We start from the raw sequence: 16,214 nt of genomic DNA, 5'->3' as shown, positions 1-16,214 counted from the left end.
CCTCAAGGAGTTCGGCATGAATGCATCCAGCGTCCCCGACAACGCAACCGACGACCGTTTCAATGAAGTGCTTGCGTTGATTCAAAGTGCCAAACAGCAAGCCATGCAGGCGGTGAATACTCAGCTGATTGAGCTGTATTGGCAGGTGGGTGCCTATATCAGTCGCAAGCTGGAAAGGCTGAGTGGGGCGATTCTGTAGTCAGTCAATTGGCCGAGCATCTGGCCCAGACTCAACCAGGGTTACGTGGTTTTACTCGCCCCAATCTGTTCCGCATGCGTCAGTTCTACGAGACTTACCGGGGTGACGAGAAAGTCTCACCGCTGGTGAGACAAATACCCTGGACCCATAATCTGGTCATCTTCAGTCAGGGCAAACTCCCGGAAGAGCGGGAGTTTTATCTACGTATGGCGGTTCAGGAGAAGTGGTCGAAGCGCGAGCTGGAGCGTCAGTTCAAAACTGCGCTGTTCGAGCGTAGCGTGACCCAACCGGCAAAAACCTCCGCAGTGCTAAGACATACTCACCCTGCGGCGCTTGAGATTTTCCGCGATGCCTACATGGTCGAGTTTCTCGACCTGCCCGGCGGCCATGCCGAAACCGATTTGCATAAGGGGCTGCTGGCGCGTCTCAAGGAGTTTCTGATCGAACTGGGTCGTGATTTCTGTTTTGTCGGCTCCCAATACCCGCTGCAAGTCGGCGGGCGTGATTTCGCCCTGGATCTGCTGTTCTTCCACCGTGGGCTCAACTGTCTGGTAGCCATTGAGCTCAAGGTCGGTCGGTTTGAGCCGGAGTATTTGGGCAAGCTGGATTTCTATCTGGAAGCGCTGGATCGCAATGAGCGCAAACCCCACGAAAACCCTGCCATTGGTGTGTTGCTTTGTGCCAGCAAGGATGACGAGGTGGTCGAGTACGCCCTTAACCGTAGCCTGTCGCCAGCGTTAATTGCCGAATACCAGACTCGCCTGCCGGACAAGCAGTTGTTGCAGGCTAAATTGCATGAGTTTTATGCGCTGGATTTTGAGCAGGAGAAGAGCGGGTAATCTCCTTCTTATTCCCATTCGCCATAAGCCCCTTACTTTGCGTGATATGGCCTGCGCACGTTTGCCGGTATGATAGGCGCCCCCGCAGTCTGGATTGCGAATACGCCATGACCTTGCAGTACCCAACCATCGCCGATTGCGTCGGCAACACTCCGCTGGTCCGTTTGCAGCGCCTGCCTGGCGCCACCAGCAACACCCTTTTGCTCAAGCTCGAAGGGAATAACCCGGCGGGTTCGGTCAAGGACCGTCCGGCGCTGTCGATGATCACCCGCGCCGAATTGCGCGGGCAGATCCACGCCGGCGATACGCTGATCGAAGCGACATCGGGCAACACCGGGATCGCCCTGGCCATGGCTGCCGCGATCAAGGGTTACAAGATGATCCTGATCATGCCGGACAACTCCAGCGCCGAGCGTAAAGCCGCCATGACGGCTTATGGCGCCGAGCTGATTCTGGTCAGCCAGGAAGAAGGCATGGAAGGCGCTCGCGACCTCGCCCAGCGAATGGAAGCCGAAGGCCGTGGCAAGGTGCTGGATCAGTTCGCCAACGGTGACAACCCCGAGGCGCACTACACCACCACCGGTCCGGAAATCTGGCGCCAGACCGAAGGCACCATCACTCATTTCGTCAGCTCGATGGGCACCACCGGCACCATCATGGGCGTTTCGCGCTACTTGAAAGAGCAGAACGACAACGTGCAGATCATCGGCCTGCAACCGATGGAAGGCTCGGCGATTCCGGGCATCCGTCGCTGGCCGCAGGAATACCTGCCGAAGATCTACCAGGCCGAGCGCGTGGACCGGATCGTCGACATGGCGCAAAGCGAAGCCGAAGACGTGACCCGTCGTCTGGCGCGCGAAGAAGGCATCTTCTGCGGCGTGTCCTCGGGCGGTGCCGTGGCGGCGATGCTGCGTCTGTCCAAGGAAGTTGAAAACGCGGTGATCGTCGCGATCATCTGCGACCGTGGCGACCGTTACCTGTCGACCGGCATTTTCGACGCGCCCAACTGATGGCCAAGCAAGAGAGAGGCCTGCGCTTCCAGCCCACGGGCGGCAGCAAGGCCCCGCAAGTCCCGACCGGCAAAAAGCAGCGCTTGACGATTGAGCGTCTGGCCAATGACGGTCGCGGTATCGCGTTTTTCGAAGGTCGCACCTGGTTCGTCATCGGCGCATTGGCCGGTGAAGATGTAGAGGCGCGGGTCTTGGGTGCCCACGGCAAAGTGGTCGAGGCGCGCACCGAGCGCGTGTTCCAGGCCAATGAATTGCGCCGTCCGGCGCCGTGCGCTCATGCCGCTCGCTGCGGCGGTTGCAGCGTGCAGCATCTGCCCCACGATGAACAACTCGCCCTGAAACAGCGCATGCTCGCCGAGCAATTGTCGCGGGTTGCCGGTGTCGAACCTGATGAGTGGGCAGCGCCGTTGAGCGGTCCGGAATTCGGCTACCGTCGTCGCGCCCGAGTGGCGGTGCGTTGGGACATGAAAGCGAAAAAACTCGAAGTCGGCTTCCGCGCTGCCGGCAGTCAGGACATCGTCGCCATCAACGAATGCCCGGTGCTGGTACAGCCCTTGCAGCCGATCATGAGCCGCTTGCCGGAGATGCTGCGGCGCTTGAGCAAACCTCAGGCGCTGGGGCATGTGGAGTTGTTCAGCGGTTCGTCACTGGCGGTATTGCTGCGGCACATGGCGCCGTTGTCCGAGGCCGACATGACCATCCTCAAGGAATTCTGCGCGTTCCATGAAGCCCAGTTGTGGCTGCATGGCGATGGTGAGCCGCAACCGGTCGAGGCCGATCAGTCGCTGGGTTATCGTCTTGAACAGTGGGACTTGAACCTGGCGTATCGGCCGGGAGATTTCATTCAGGTCAATGCCGGGGTCAACGAAGCGATGGTTGCCCAGGCGTTGGCGTGGTTGGCGCCGAATCCTGATGAGCGGGTTCTGGATCTGTTTTGTGGGTTGGGCAACTTTGCCTTGCCGCTGGCCAAAGCGGTTCGTGAAGTGGTGGCGGTGGAGGGCGTGCAGGCGATGGTCGAGCGTGCCGCCGCGAATGCTGTCAGCAATAATCTGCATAACGCGAAGTTTTTTCAGGCCGATTTATCCCAGCCTTTGGCCGATGCCGAATGGGCCGATGAAGGCTTTTGTGCGGTACTCTTGGACCCACCTCGCGACGGTGCTTTCGAGGTGGTGCGCAAGATTGCGTCCCTGGGCGCCAAACGATTGGTGTATGTGTCGTGCAACCCGGCAACGCTGGCGCGCGACACGGTCGAATTGATCAAGCAGGGCTACCGGTTAAAACGTGCCGGGATTCTCGATATGTTTCCTCAGACGGCACATGTCGAGGCCATGGCGTTATTTGAAGCGAGCTAGGACGGCTCGTCTGGTCCGACTGACCCGCTCGTGCAAAGCGCATTCGTCTTAGCCCCGCGAGTGCACACGGGCAGCAAGGGTCAGCGATTTGACGCATTGAATCTGCGTCGTAGGGAAGGTAAAGCAAGATGGTACAGGTGAGAGCACACCAGCCGATCAACACCGACGGCAGTATCAATCTCGAGGCTTGGCTCGATCATGCGGTCAGTGTCGATGCGGCACTGGATCGCGAAGCCTTGAAGGAAGCCTGCGAGTTCGCTCGCCAGGCCGAACAACAAGCCAATGCGGCGAAGAATCTGTGGTCCGAAGGGACCTCGAGTTTCCGCACGGGCCTTGAGATCGCCGAGATTCTCGCCGACCTCAAACTCGACCAGGATTCGTTGGTCGCAGCCGTGCTGTACCGCGGCGTGCGCGAAGGCCAGATCCAGTTGCCGACAGTCAGCCAGCGTTTCGGTCCGGTGGTCGCCAAACTCATCGACGGCGTGTTGCGCATGGCGGCGATCAGCGCGAGCCTGAGCCCGCGTCAATCGCTGGTGCTGGGCACTCAGGGCCAGGTGGAAAACCTGCGCAAGATGCTGGTGGCCATGGTCGACGACGTGCGCGTCGCGCTGATCAAACTGGCTGAGCGCACCTGCGCGATCCGCGCGGTGAAAACCGCCGACGACGAGAAGCGCAACCGCGTGGCCCGTGAAGTCTTCGACATTTACGCGCCGCTCGCCCATCGCCTCGGTATCGGTCATATCAAGTGGGAGCTGGAGGACTTGTCCTTCCGCTATCTTGAGCCCGACCAGTACAAGCAGATCGCCAAGTTGCTCCACGAGCGACGGCTGGATCGCGAGCGCTTTATCGCCGACGTGATGACCCAACTCAAAGACGAGTTGCAGGCCACCGGCGTCGATGCCGACATCAGCGGTCGGGCCAAACACATCTATTCGATCTGGCGCAAAATGCAGCGCAAAGGGCTGGAGTTCAGCCAGATCTACGACGTGCGCGCCGTTCGCGTGCTGGTGCCGGAAATGCGCGACTGCTACACCGCGCTCGGCATCGTCCACACCCTGTGGCGGCACATCCCGAAAGAGTTCGACGACTACATCGCCAACCCGAAAGAGAACGGCTACCGCTCGCTGCACACCGCGGTAATCGGCCCTGAAGGCAAGGTGCTGGAAGTGCAGATTCGCACCCATGCGATGCACGAAGAAGCCGAGCTGGGCGTGTGCGCGCACTGGAAGTACAAGGGCACCGACGTCAAGTCCGGTTCGAACCACTACGAAGAGAAAATCTCCTGGCTGCGTCAGGTTCTCGAGTGGCACGAAGAGCTGGGTGACATCGGCGGTCTGGCTGAGCAACTGCGGGTCGATATCGAGCCGGATCGGGTCTACATCTTTACCCCGGACGGTCACGCCATCGACTTGCCGAAGGGCGCGACACCGCTGGACTTCGCCTACCGCGTGCACACCGAAATCGGTCACAACTGCCGCGGCGCCAAGATCAACGGGCGGATCGTACCGCTCAACTACAGCCTGCAAACCGGTGAACAGGTCGAGATCATCACCAGTAAGCACGGCACGCCGAGCCGCGACTGGCTGAACCCGAACCTGGGTTACATCACCACCTCGCGGGCGCGGGCGAAAATCGTTCACTGGTTCAAATTGCAGGCCCGCGATCAGAACGTCGCGGCCGGTAAAACCTTGCTCGAGCGCGAACTCAATCGCCTCGGCCTGCCGCAAGTGGACTTCGACAAGCTGGCCGAGAAGGCCAACATGAAGACCGCCGAGGACATGTTCGCTGCATTGGGCGCAGGCGATTTGCGCCTGGCGCAATTGGTGAATCTGGCGCAGCAACTGGTCGAGCCGGAACGCGGCAACGAACAGCTGGAACTGATCCCGCGCAAAGCCACCGGCTACAAACCGGGCAAGCGTGGTGACATTCAGATCCAGGGCGTCGGCAACCTGATGACCCAGATGGCCGGCTGCTGCCAGCCGCTGCCGGGGGATGCGATCGTCGGTTACATCACCCAGGGCCGTGGTGTGAGCATCCACCGTCAGGACTGCGCCTCGGTGCTGCAACTGGCCGGGCGCGAGCCGGAGCGGATCATCCAGGTCAGCTGGGGCCCGGTGCCGGTGCTCACCTATCCGGTGGACATCATCATTCGCGCCTACGACCGCTCCGGTCTGCTGCGTGACGTGTCGCAGGTGCTGCTCAACGAGCGGATCAACGTGCTGGCGGTCAACACCCGTTCGAACAAAGAGGACAACACGGCATTGATGTCCCTGACCATCGAGATTCCGGGGCTGGATGCACTGGGGCGGTTGCTGGGGCGGATTTCCCAGTTGCCGAACATCATCGAAACCCGCCGTAACCGCACGCCGTGAGAGACCTGCACGGAAATGGATGGTAACACCTGTAGGAGCGAGGCTTGCCCGCGAAGGCGGTGTGTCAGGTATGCCGCCTTCGCGGGCAAGCCTCGCTCCTACAAGTGAAGTGTGTAGAGATTGGAAGATGTATTCACTTGAAGACTTGCTGCACCTGATGAACCGTCTGCGCGACCCGCAGTACGGCTGCCCGTGGGACATCAAGCAAACCTACGCGACCATCGTCCCGCACACCCTGGAAGAAGCCTACGAAGTCGCCGATGCGATCGAGCGCGGGGACTTCGATCATTTGCAGGGGGAGTTGGGCGACTTGTTGTTCCAGGTGGTGTATTACAGCCAACTGGCCCGGGAAGAAGGGCGCTTCGAGTTCGATGGCGTGGTCGATAGCATCACGCGCAAACTGATCCGCCGTCATCCTCACGTGTTCCCCACCGGTGATCTGTATGCGCCGCTGGACATCCCGCGTCTGAATGAAGAGCAGGTCAAGCAACGCTGGGAAGAGATCAAGGCTGAAGAGCGTGCCGAGAAGTCTTCGGCACCAGAGCAGTTGTCCTTGCTCGACGACGTGCCTGCCGCGTTGCCGGCGCTGTCCCGTTCGGCAAAACTGCAGAAGCGCGCAGGGCAGGTCGGTTTTGACTGGCCGGACGCCTTGCCAGTGCTCGACAAGGTTCGCGAAGAGCTCGATGAAGTGCTCGAAGCCATGGCCGACAATGACTCGGCAGCGATTGCCGATGAAGTCGGCGACCTGCTGTTTTCCGTGGTCAATCTGGCTCGGCACCTCAAGGTCGATCCGGAAACCGCACTGCGCGGCGCGAACTCAAAGTTTGAAAGACGCTTCCGATTTATCGAACAGGCATTGCGCGACACCCACCGTCCCATAGAAGATTGCACCCTCGAAGAGTTGGACGCCTTGTGGGGCGAAGCCAAACGTCAGGAAAAGAATTTGCCCAGCTGCGGTTGAGCAGTTGCCTAAGTGAGAAATAAGCACCATGAGCATTTCCCTTCGCGACCAGTTGCTCAAAGCAGGGCTGGTCAATCAAAAGCAGGCCAAACAGGTCGGCAAAGAGAAGCAGAAGCAGCAACGTCTGGCCCATAAAGGTCAGATTGAACTCGATGACTCCCAGCAGCGTGCCGCTCAGGAAGCCATGGCCGAGAAGGTCAAGCGCGACCAGGAGCTGAACCGCCAGCAGCAGGAGAAGGCCGAAGCGAAGGCCCGTGCCGCCCAGGTCAAGCAATTGATCGAAGTCTCGCGCCTGCCCAAGCTGACCACCGAGGACTACTACAACTTCGTCGACGACAAGAAGGTCAAGCGCATCTCCGTCAACACGCTGATGCGCAACAAGCTCAGCAGCGGCTCGCTGGCGATCGTGCATCACGCTGGCGGTTACGAAGTGATCCCTCGTGAAGCGGCCCTGAAGATTCAGGAGCGCGATCCACAGCGCATCGTGCAGCTGAATGTGAAGACAGAAGAAGTCAGCGCCGAAGACGATCCGTACGCGGCCTATCAGATTCCTGATGATCTGATGTGGTAAACCTTTGTGGCGAGCGAGCTTGCTCGCGTTGGGCTGCGTAGCGGCCCTGAAAATCTGGCAGCAATTGCCGATTTTTGTGAGTGCTACGCACTCAAGCGGGAGCAAGCCTCGCCACAGTTTCTCACTGGTTCAGGGGTTTGTCGTTTTCAATGCGGTCATTATGCAGAACGCGCTTCGCGTTGCTGCTCCAGTATTTCCAGTTCGGCCTTGTACTGGTGGGCTTCGGTCTCGGAGTGGAACATCCCGACCAACAGGTCTTGTTGATGTACATCCCAGATGCGGATACCGGCGGCGATGCCTTCATGGGACATATGTGAATCGTCGCGTTCAGTTACTTTTACAGTCATCTGCTAGCTCCAATCTCTGTTATCTGCAGCAAGGCGTGTGCAGGCCTCCGTTATATATTTTGTTAGCTGGCTAAGTAAACGGCAGAGTTCGGCAACCCATTTTTGCAAAATCGGCAAAAGTCCTGCAGCCCGCGAAATACGCGACATTCAGTCGCAGGCTGTTGAGTTTCATGACAAATGTTTCATGTTCAAAAGGCAGAAAACGCAGCTTGCACCTGTAGGAGCCAGGCTTGCCGGCGAAAGCGTCCTTGAATACGCCTTCGCCGGCAAGCCTGGCTCCTACAAGAGCAATCCACGCATCATGAACATTATTTACAGGCACAAAAAAACGCCCCGAACCAGTCGGGGCGTTTTTATTTACGGCGAATCGACAGGGTATTACTTACCCTGCCAGCGCTTCAGTACCAGCGTGGCGTTGGTGCCACCGAAGCCGAAGCTGTTGCTCATCACGGTGTTGATGGTGGCGTCTTCGCGAGTCTTGGTCAGGATTGGCATGTCTGCCACTTCCGGGTCCAGTTCGTCGATGTTGGCGGAACCGGCCATGAAGTTGCCTTCCATCATCAGCAGGCAGTAGATCGCTTCGTGAACGCCGGCGGCGCCCAGAGAGTGACCCGACAGGCTCTTGGTGGAGCTGATGGTTGGAGCCTTGTCGCCGAACACTTCACGCACACCTTTCATTTCCATGACGTCGCCGACCGGAGTCGAGGTGCCGTGGGTGTTCAGGTAGTCGATCGGAGTGTCGACGGTGGCCATGGCCATCTGCATGCAGCGGATGGCGCCTTCGCCGCTTGGGGCGACCATGTCGTAGCCGTCGGAGGTCGCGCCGTAGCCAACGATTTCCGCGTAGATCTTCGCGCCGCGGGCCAGAGCGTGTTCCAGCTCTTCGACCACGACCATGCCGCCACCGCCGGCGATGACGAAACCGTCACGCTTGGCGTCGTAGGCACGGGAAGCTTTTTCCGGGGTTTCGTTGTACTGGCTGGACAGTGCGCCCATGGCGTCGAACAGGAACGATTGGCTCCAGTGTTCTTCTTCACCGCCACCGGCGAACACGATGTCCTGCTTGCCCAACTGGATCTGCTCCACAGCGTTACCGATGCAGTGAGCACTGGTGGCGCACGCGGAGGAGATCGAGTAGTTCACACCCTTGATCTTGAACGGTGTGGCCAGGCAAGCCGAAACGGTGCTGCCCATGGTCCGCGTGACGCGGTACGGGCCTACGCGTTTGACGCCTTTCTCGCGCAGGATGTCCAGCGCTTCCATCTGGTTCAAGGTCGACGCGCCACCGGAACCGGCGATCAGGCCGGTACGCACGTTGGAAACCTGCTCTTCGGTCAGGCCGGAGTCTGCGATGGCATCTTTCATGGCCAGATAGGCGTAAGCCGCCGCGTGGCCGACGAAGCGAAAAATCTTGCGATCGATCAGCTCTTCGAGGGGAAGGTCAATGGAGCCGGAAACCTGGCTACGCAGACCCATTTCAGCATATTCCGGGTTGAACCGGATGCCAGGGCGGCTTGCACGCAGGTTAGCGGAGACGGTCTCTTTGTCATTGCCCAGGCACGAAACGATGCCCAGACCAGTGATAACGACGCGGCGCATGCGGATAACCCTTAGAAGTTGTCAGTGGAGGTGAAAACGCCGACCCGAAGGCCTTCGGCGGTATAGATTTCGCGGCCGTCGACGGTCACCGAACCATCGGCAATGGCCATGTTCAGCTTGCCCTTCAGGACGCGTTTGATATGAATGTTATAGGTGACTTTCTTGGCGGTCGGCAGTACCTGGCCAAAGAATTTCACTTCGCCCGAACCCAGGGCGCGTCCGCGGCCCGGCAAGCCTTGCCAGCCGAGGAAGAAACCGACCAGTTGCCACATGGCGTCAAGGCCCAGGCAGCCCGGCATTACCGGATCACCTTCGAAGTGGCAGGCGAAGAACCACAGGTCTGGAGTGATATCCAGCTCGGCGACCAATTCACCTTTGCCGTACTTGCCACCCTCTTCGCTGATATGGGTGATGCGATCGACCATCAGCATGTTCGGGGCGGGCAGTTGCGCGTTACCTGGGCCGAACAACTCACCACGACTGCAGCGCAGCAGGTCTTCCCGAGTAAAGGCGTTTTGTTTGGTCATGCGAGCTCCTCAATAGTCCATGCGGCAGGGTGGGGCGAATCTTCCCGGCCGATCGAAGCGTTCATGCCTCGAGTCAGCAGCCTACTCATAGACTATTGCGTTGTGGTGAAAGTCACAGCACCAAGGACATGAATGTACACTTGTGCACTGAAATTATTATTCAAGCCCCTTTTCGGGCCTGTTCGGGTGCTTAAGACTGCCGCACTTTCGTCATTCACGCCAGTCGCAGATAGCCGAAAGGCCTGTACTACTGCACCCAACGCTGCAGAATCTGCTGCAGATCAGTGCGTTTGAAGGGCTTGGCCAGGTAATCGTTCATTCCCGCCGATAAACAGGTTTCCCGGTCGCCCTGCAAGGCATTGGCCGTCAGGGCGATGATCGGCACGTCAGCACAGCCGGGCAGTTGGCGAATCTGTCGGGTGGCCTCGTAGCCGTCGATGACCGGCAGTCGGCAGTCCATCAGAATCGCGTCGAAAGTCCGGCTCTCGGCGCTGCGCACCGCTTGAGCACCATCGGTGACGACGCTGACAGTAAAGCCCAGACTGCGCAACATTGCTTCGACAACGGTGCGATTGACCGCGTTGTCCTCCACCAGCAGCACATCGCGACCTTCGCCGTGGTCATTGCCGGTATGTCCTCGCGGTGTCAGCACTGGCAGTGGCTGCTTGTACAGAGCCAAAGGGATTTCCAGGGTGAACACCGAGCCAACGCCTTCTTCGCTCTGAGCACGCAAGGTGCCGCCCATCCGCTCAGCCAGAGTGCGGGCAATCGGCAGCCCCAGTCCGGTGCCGCCGTAACGTCTTGAAATAGAACTGTCAGCCTGCTGGAACGCATTGAACATTAACTCCAGGCTTTCGTGCGGGATACCGATCCCGCTGTCGCGCACGGAGCAGGTGAACCACAGCAGTTCGTGATCCAGGGACTGCCACTGCGGTTCGATCGTGACGCTGCCCCGTTCGGTGAATTTCAGCGCGTTGCCGACCAGATTGACCAGAATCTGCCGGATCCGCGTCGGATCGCCCTGAACCTGCAGGACGCGCATGTCTTCGGGTATCCGCAGTTGCAGTTTTAGCCCGCGTTGCGCCGCGCTGTGCTGGAACGACTGGGCGCAACTGCCGATCAGGTCTGCGAGGTTGAACGGGATGTGCTCCAGCTCCAGTTCCGAACGCTCGATGCGCGAGAAATCGAGAATGTCGTTAATCACTTTGAGCAGGTGTTCAGTGGATTCGGAGGCCAGCGCCGCGTACTCGATCTGTTCCTCGGTCATCTCGGTGGTTTCCAGCAGTTGCAGCATGCCCAGCACGCCATTCATCGGCGTGCGCAATTCGTGACTCATCATCGCGAGGAAATCGGATTTGGCGTTGTTGGCTTTTTCCGCTTCCTCGCGGGTCTGGATCAATTGCGCCATGGCCTGATGCTGTTCGCGACTGGCTTGCTCAAGGCCTTGGGCAAGGTTGTTGATGTGCTGCGACAGGGCGCCCAGTTCAGTGTCGTCGACAATCGGCAGGGGCGTTTTGTAGTCGCCTTTCTGGATCGCCTTGACGGCGTTACCGATGTCGTGGATCGGTTGCGACAGGCTGCCTGCCAGCCGCCGAGCCAGCAGAAACGTAAACAGCAGAGCGAACAAGGCCAGGATCCCGGCCTTGAAGAGGATTTCCTGCTGGCGCTGGTTGAAGGCGTCATTGGACAGGCCGACGATCACCCGGCCCAGATAATCCTCGCCAGGCGCACTGGCGGCGCTCCGGCTGTTCTGAAAAAAGTCATTGTGGAGCGCGATGCGTTGCAGGCGCACCGGTGCCTGGAACACTTCGACCTGATGCGAGCGGTTGTGGGCTTCCGACGGTTGCTCGACGTACACCAGAATCCGGTTGGCTCTGTCCTGTACTTCCAGAAAGCGTACGTTGGGCGTGGCCAGGGTGGCCTTGAGCAAACTTTCGAGCACCTCGTTGTTGCCCGAGATCACCCCGTATTCGGTGGCCGGCGCCAGTTGATTGGCGATCAGTTGACCGGTGTGATTGAGTTCCTGACGCAGGTCCTGGATTCGCACGAAGGTGAAAAAACTGATCAGCAGCAACGTCAGCAGCAGGGCCGGGCCGAGGCTGATGATCTGGGTGCGGGTATTGATGTCCCAACCGCGACGGAAGGTCATGGGCGGTGTTCTCCTTCGACCAGCTGTGTTGCGACAGAGGCTTCATTCATCGGTTCAATACTGAGTGAACGAGCCACTTGCGGGTTGCTCAAGACCTTGAAGTGCTGCGGATAAAGGGCGCGCGGCCAGGTGCTCGAGGGGCGGTCGAGCAGCTCGTCGAGAATTTTCAGCCAGTCGTTCTGGTCACTGTAAGTACTGGCCAGGCTACCGGCCCTGACAAAGGCTGCGTTGGGACCGATCAGGGCCAGTTGCCGCGCATAGCTGCTGAGCAGCAGGTTTTTCACGGTTTTCGGGTTGTACAGATCAGGGTCGTCCAGGCCCAGCAGCACATCACTGGTCTTCAGCAGGGCCTGCAAGGGGCGGCTGTCATTGGTGTTATCCCAACGCTCGGTGACCACTTCAAGGCCCAGGGGCAGGGCGGCCTGACGCAGTTCCTTCAACAAGAATTCGCTGTGGCTGTCGAAAAGCACGCCGACCCGCCGGGCCTCAGGCAGGAGCACTCGGGTCAGGCGCAACTGTCGGTCCAGTGGCGGATCGCTCCAGAGCAGGCTGAGGTGCGAGGGCATTTCATTGCCCAAGCGTTGGCGGGCTTGCAGGCGGCTGATGCGCAGCACCAGCGTTGCGGGGCCCTGAGTGTCTTGCAGGCGCCAGTCGAGGCTGGGCAAGTCGAGCAGCACCAGGCGGGTGTCGACGGGCAGTTGGCCTGGCGCCGGCAGGCTGGCGAGAGGCTGGAAGCGCACGCTGTCGGTGGGGCGCAACTCGCTGAGGGCCTGAACGAAAGACTCCACGCCGGGACTGTCCTCGGCACTGGTCAGCAGAATGTCGGCGGCCCCTGCCGGCAGATTGCACAGCAGCCCGATAAACACCAGGCACAACCCGGCCAGCAGGCGGCCAAGGGTTGGCGTCTTCGGTGACGGGCGATGCTGCATCTTAGAACTCCAGCTCCGCGCTGAAGTAGAGTACCCGGCGATCGTCGTAGTTGTTGTCGACGAAGGTGGTGGGCTGATTGTCGAGCCGTTGCTGGAGGACCCCGGCCAGCTCCAGATTGGCCCTGCCCAAACCGATGCGTTTGGCGATGCGGGTGTCGACCCGTTCGAAACGATAACCGTTGAGGGCATCGGCACCATAGTAGAAGAGCGCGCTGTTCCAGCCCTGGCCCCAGCTGTGTAGCCAACCGGCGGAGCCGCTGTTGCGCGCAGTCTGTTGTGCATCCAGCGGGTTGCTGGCTTCGGCATCGACATAGGCATAAGTCAGGCGCAGACGATCGGCGCTGCTGATGCGCCAATCCAGCTGGGTTTCAGTTCCAGTGAAGCGCGAGCTGTTCGAGTTGCTGGCGATGTACTGATTGTTGCGCAGTGGTTCGCTGATCATGCCGGTGATTTCGTCGTAGAACAGCTTCACGTCGACCGCCAGCCCCCACTCTGCGAAGTAGCCGTTGTAGCCCAATTCCCGGGAGCGCATGCGTTCCTGTTCGAGGTCACCCGGGCCACGGGTCTTGACGAAATAGCGGGCGCTGGACTGGCCGTAGGCACTGGGCTTCAGGTTGGTCACCTGATAACTCCAGTTCACGTTGTTCTCGAACATGTCCGGCGAGCGGATGGCTTCCGAATACACCGCGCGCAAGCCGTGGCGCGGGTTGATCAGGTAATTGACCGCTACCCGCGGGGTCAGCGAGTTGCCGGTCAATTGCGTGTCTTCGTACATCGCACCGCCCTGCAACAACCAGTGTTCGGTGGCGCGCCACTCGAGTTGGCCGAACGCCCGCCAGGTGGTGTCGTCGAGCGTGCCATTGAAGTAGGTCTCGGAATTGGCCCGGTCGTAACGATAGTTCATGCCACTGACCAGCCGCAGACTGTCGGACAGGCTGAGCGTGTCTTGTAGTTCGAGGTCATAGCGTGATTCCCGGGCGCTCTGGTCAATGTCGCCGCACAGCGTTTTGCTGGCGCCGTTTCGCCATTGCGTCAGAACCTGATTGGCCAGGGCTTGTTCCGCCGCTGTGCCGGAGGGCGCGCCGAGGCCGGCGAAACGTGCGATGTTGCGCGCCAGACGTTCGGTGTAATTGGGATTGAGCTGCCAAAGTTGGGTCAGTTCCGGGCTGAACGAGACCTCGGCATCGCAGGCTCGCCAGGTTTGCTGGCGATCCCAGTGTTGTGCCGAGCCTTGAATATAAAGGCTGTGATCGGGATTGATGTCCAGATTCCAGCGCAGCGAGCCGGCATAGTCCTTGGCGATGACATCGGAATTGTTCCCTGCGGCGGTAATGCCTGAAAATACTGGACGATAGGTATAGGGCCGCTGGTTGGTCCCGTCCTTGGCATTCAGTTGCCAGTCGATGCTCTGGTTTTCATTGAGCGTCTGGCTGACGGCGAGGCTGAAGCGGTTCAAGCGACGGCTGTCGCGGTAATCGGCACCGGTGCGGTTCGAGTCGAAGCCATCGTCTTGTTGGCCGGACAGCGACAGGCGCAAGTCGCCGTTGTCCCAGCCCATGCCCTGGCTGGCATAGAAGTCGTTGATACCGCGCTGGCCACGGGTGACTTTCAGCCGCGTGCCGTGGCTGTCGGCCGGTTTGCGGGTGATGATATTGACCACCGCCATCAGCGCGTTGGCGCCGTAGCTGACAGTGTTCGGGCCACGGAAAACCTCGATGCGCTCGATGTCTTCCATGGCCACCGGAATATCACTCCAGTCCACTGTGGCCAGGCCGGCGCGGTACACCGAGCGGCCGTCGATCAACACCTGCATGCGCCGCGCTTCGCTGGCATTGGTGCCGTGATAGTTCACTGCCGCCTGATTGCCACTGATATTACCGACCATCATTCCCGGCACCAGCCGCAGCAACTCGCTGATGTCCCGCGCGCCGCTGGCATTGATCAGTTCGCTGTCGATCACCGTCATGCTCCCCGGCACGGCCGCAGGCGACTGCTTCAGGCGTGTCGCCGTCAGCACTTGTGGCAACGGATCATTGTCGAGGAACAGGTCGTCGGCCAGCAATGGCGAGCTGAAGATCAGCGCCAATACCAGCGACGAGCGAGGGCGGGGAAAGCCAAAAGACACGGCACGGCCTTGATAGCGATTAGTTGGCGCGCATGTTAACCGAGCGCAAAGACTTTTCCAGTCACGTTATGGGCATTTTCCTCGGTTTTCTTGGTCTTCTTCCTACAAGTGTCGGTAAATGATGCTGGGGCTGGCCGCGACCGGGCCGCTCCGTATAATGCCGGCATCGCCACTGGTATGGATTAACGGATTGCATATGACTGAACAGCGCCCAATTGCGGTCCTGGGAGGCGGAAGTTTTGGTACCGCCGTGGCTAATCTGTTGGCCGAGAATGGGCATCAGGTCCGGCTGTGGATGCGCGACCCGGAACAGGCCGAGGCCATTCGGGTCAATCGTGAGAACCCGCGTTACCTCAAAGGCATCAAGATTCTTCCGGCAGTGGAAGCGGTCACGGACCTGCAAGCCACCCTGGAGGCCTGCGACCTGTGTTTTGTCGCGCTGCCGTCCAGCGCGCTGCGCTCGGTATTGGTCCCTCACGCCGAACGTTTGAGCGGCAAACTGCTGGTGAGCCTGACTAAAGGCATCGAAGCCCATACGTTCAAGCTGATGAGCGAGATCCTCGAGGAAATCGCCCCACAAGCGCGCATCGGCGTGCTGTCGGGCCCGAATCTGGCCCGTGAAATCGCCGAGCACGCGCTGACCGCCACGGTGGTCGCCAGCGAAGACGAAGCGCTTTGCCAACAGGTTCAGGAAGCGCTGCACGGCAAGACCTTTCGTGTGTACGCCAGCGCCGACCGCTATGGCGTGGAGTTGGGCGGGGCGTTGAAAAACGTTTACGCGATCATCGCCGGCATGGCAGTGGCGTTGGGCATGGGTGAAAACACCAAGAGCATGCTGATCACCCGGGCATTGGCGGAAATGACCCGCTTCGCGGTGAATCAGGGTGCCAACCCGATGACGTTCCTTGGGCTGGCGGGCGTGGGCGACTTGATCGTGACGTGCTCGTCGCCCAAAAGCCGGAATTATCAGGTCGGGTTTGCCCTCGGTCAGGGGTTGAGCCTTGAGGAGGCGGTGACGCGTCTTGGCGAAGTCGCCGAAGGCGTGAACACCCTGAAGGTACTCAAGGCCAAGGCGCAGGAAGCAGGCGTGTATATGCCGCTGGTCGCCGGATTGCATGCCATCCTCTTCGAAGGGCGCACGCTGGAGCAGGTCATCGGTCTACTGATGCGTGCCGAGCCTAAAACCGACGTCGATTTTATCTCCATCAGCGGTTTCAACTAAATACCCCATCTA

Annotated in this window: 13 protein-coding genes and 1 pseudogene; 7 read left to right on the top strand and 7 right to left on the bottom strand. The window is 59.8% G+C overall.

Features of this window, described 5'->3' with window-relative positions; genetic code table 11:
- Nucleotides 1-16: 16 nt before the first annotated feature.
- The 6 genes and pseudogenes from PMI18_RS18395 to PMI18_RS18420 all read left to right on the top strand — a co-directional run bounded on the left by PMI18_RS18395 (nucleotide 17) and on the right by PMI18_RS18420 (nucleotide 7,304).
- Nucleotides 17-1,038 (top strand): annotated as a pseudogene (locus tag PMI18_RS18395) (PDDEXK nuclease domain-containing protein).
- Between the two features lie 107 nt (nucleotides 1,039-1,145).
- Nucleotides 1,146-2,048 (top strand): cysteine synthase CysM, encoded by a 903-nt coding sequence (gene cysM, locus PMI18_RS18400; protein WP_007899067.1) that lies wholly within the window; start codon nucleotides 1,146-1,148, stop codon nucleotides 2,046-2,048.
- A complete protein-coding gene (gene rlmD / locus PMI18_RS18405) occupies nucleotides 2,048-3,400 on the top strand; it encodes a 23S rRNA (uracil(1939)-C(5))-methyltransferase RlmD (RefSeq protein ID WP_007899064.1) in 1,353 nt (450 codons plus the stop codon). The genes cysM and rlmD overlap by 1 nt, the downstream gene beginning before the upstream one ends.
- Before the next feature lie 128 nt (nucleotides 3,401-3,528).
- Nucleotides 3,529-5,772 (top strand): GTP diphosphokinase, encoded by a 2,244-nt coding sequence (relA, locus tag PMI18_RS18410; protein ID WP_007899061.1) that lies wholly within the window; start codon nucleotides 3,529-3,531, stop codon nucleotides 5,770-5,772.
- 127 nt (nucleotides 5,773-5,899) lie between these two features.
- Nucleotides 5,900-6,733, top strand: coding sequence for a nucleoside triphosphate pyrophosphohydrolase (mazG, locus tag PMI18_RS18415; RefSeq protein WP_007899059.1), 834 nt, complete (start codon nucleotides 5,900-5,902; stop codon nucleotides 6,731-6,733).
- A gap of 28 nt (nucleotides 6,734-6,761) precedes the next feature.
- Nucleotides 6,762-7,304, top strand: a complete 543-nt coding sequence (locus tag PMI18_RS18420; protein WP_007899055.1) for a DUF2058 domain-containing protein — start codon at nucleotides 6,762-6,764, stop codon at nucleotides 7,302-7,304.
- Between the two features lie 158 nt (nucleotides 7,305-7,462).
- On the opposite strand, the gene PMI18_RS18425 is transcribed toward PMI18_RS18420, so the two are convergent.
- From PMI18_RS18425 to PMI18_RS18450, 7 genes are all read right to left on the bottom strand, one after another.
- Entirely contained in the window at nucleotides 7,463-7,651 is a 189-nt protein-coding gene (locus tag PMI18_RS18425) for a hypothetical protein (protein WP_007899050.1), read from the bottom strand.
- A 70-nt stretch (nucleotides 7,652-7,721) separates the two neighbouring features.
- Nucleotides 7,722-7,973, bottom strand: a complete 252-nt coding sequence (locus PMI18_RS31045; RefSeq protein WP_157221669.1) for a hypothetical protein — start codon at nucleotides 7,971-7,973, stop codon at nucleotides 7,722-7,724.
- 56 nt (nucleotides 7,974-8,029) lie between these two features.
- On the bottom strand, nucleotides 8,030-9,250 hold the full coding sequence (gene fabB, locus PMI18_RS18430) for a beta-ketoacyl-ACP synthase I (RefSeq protein ID WP_007899047.1): 1,221 nt from the start codon (nucleotides 9,248-9,250) through the stop codon (nucleotides 8,030-8,032).
- An 11-nt stretch (nucleotides 9,251-9,261) separates the two neighbouring features.
- Nucleotides 9,262-9,777: a 3-hydroxyacyl-[acyl-carrier-protein] dehydratase FabA gene (gene fabA, locus PMI18_RS18435; RefSeq protein ID WP_007899046.1), complete on the bottom strand. Its 516-nt coding sequence runs from the start codon at nucleotides 9,775-9,777 to the stop codon at nucleotides 9,262-9,264.
- Nucleotides 9,778-10,024: 247 nt separating this feature from the next.
- Nucleotides 10,025-11,926, bottom strand: a complete 1,902-nt coding sequence (locus PMI18_RS18440; protein WP_007899045.1) for a response regulator — start codon at nucleotides 11,924-11,926, stop codon at nucleotides 10,025-10,027.
- Entirely contained in the window at nucleotides 11,923-12,855 is a 933-nt protein-coding gene (locus tag PMI18_RS18445; protein WP_007899044.1) for an ABC transporter substrate-binding protein, read from the bottom strand. Before PMI18_RS18445 ends, PMI18_RS18440 begins: the two co-directional genes overlap by 4 nt.
- Nucleotide 12,856: 1 nt before the next feature.
- Nucleotides 12,857-14,980 carry a TonB-dependent receptor plug domain-containing protein gene (locus PMI18_RS18450; protein WP_007899043.1) on the bottom strand — a complete coding sequence of 708 codons (2,124 nt, stop codon included), beginning with the start codon at nucleotides 14,978-14,980 and terminating at the stop codon, nucleotides 12,857-12,859.
- A 196-nt stretch (nucleotides 14,981-15,176) separates the two neighbouring features.
- Between PMI18_RS18450 and PMI18_RS18455 the strand changes: the two genes are divergently transcribed.
- Nucleotides 15,177-16,202 carry an NAD(P)H-dependent glycerol-3-phosphate dehydrogenase gene (locus PMI18_RS18455; protein WP_033036267.1) on the top strand — a complete coding sequence of 342 codons (1,026 nt, stop codon included), beginning with the start codon at nucleotides 15,177-15,179 and terminating at the stop codon, nucleotides 16,200-16,202.
- The last annotated feature ends 12 nt before the right edge of the window (nucleotides 16,203-16,214 follow it).

The sequence above is a fragment of the Pseudomonas sp. GM102 genome (assembly GCF_000282555.1).
GTDB lineage: Bacteria > Pseudomonadota > Gammaproteobacteria > Pseudomonadales > Pseudomonadaceae > Aquipseudomonas.
This window is presented reverse-complemented; position numbering and strand designations above follow the sequence as displayed.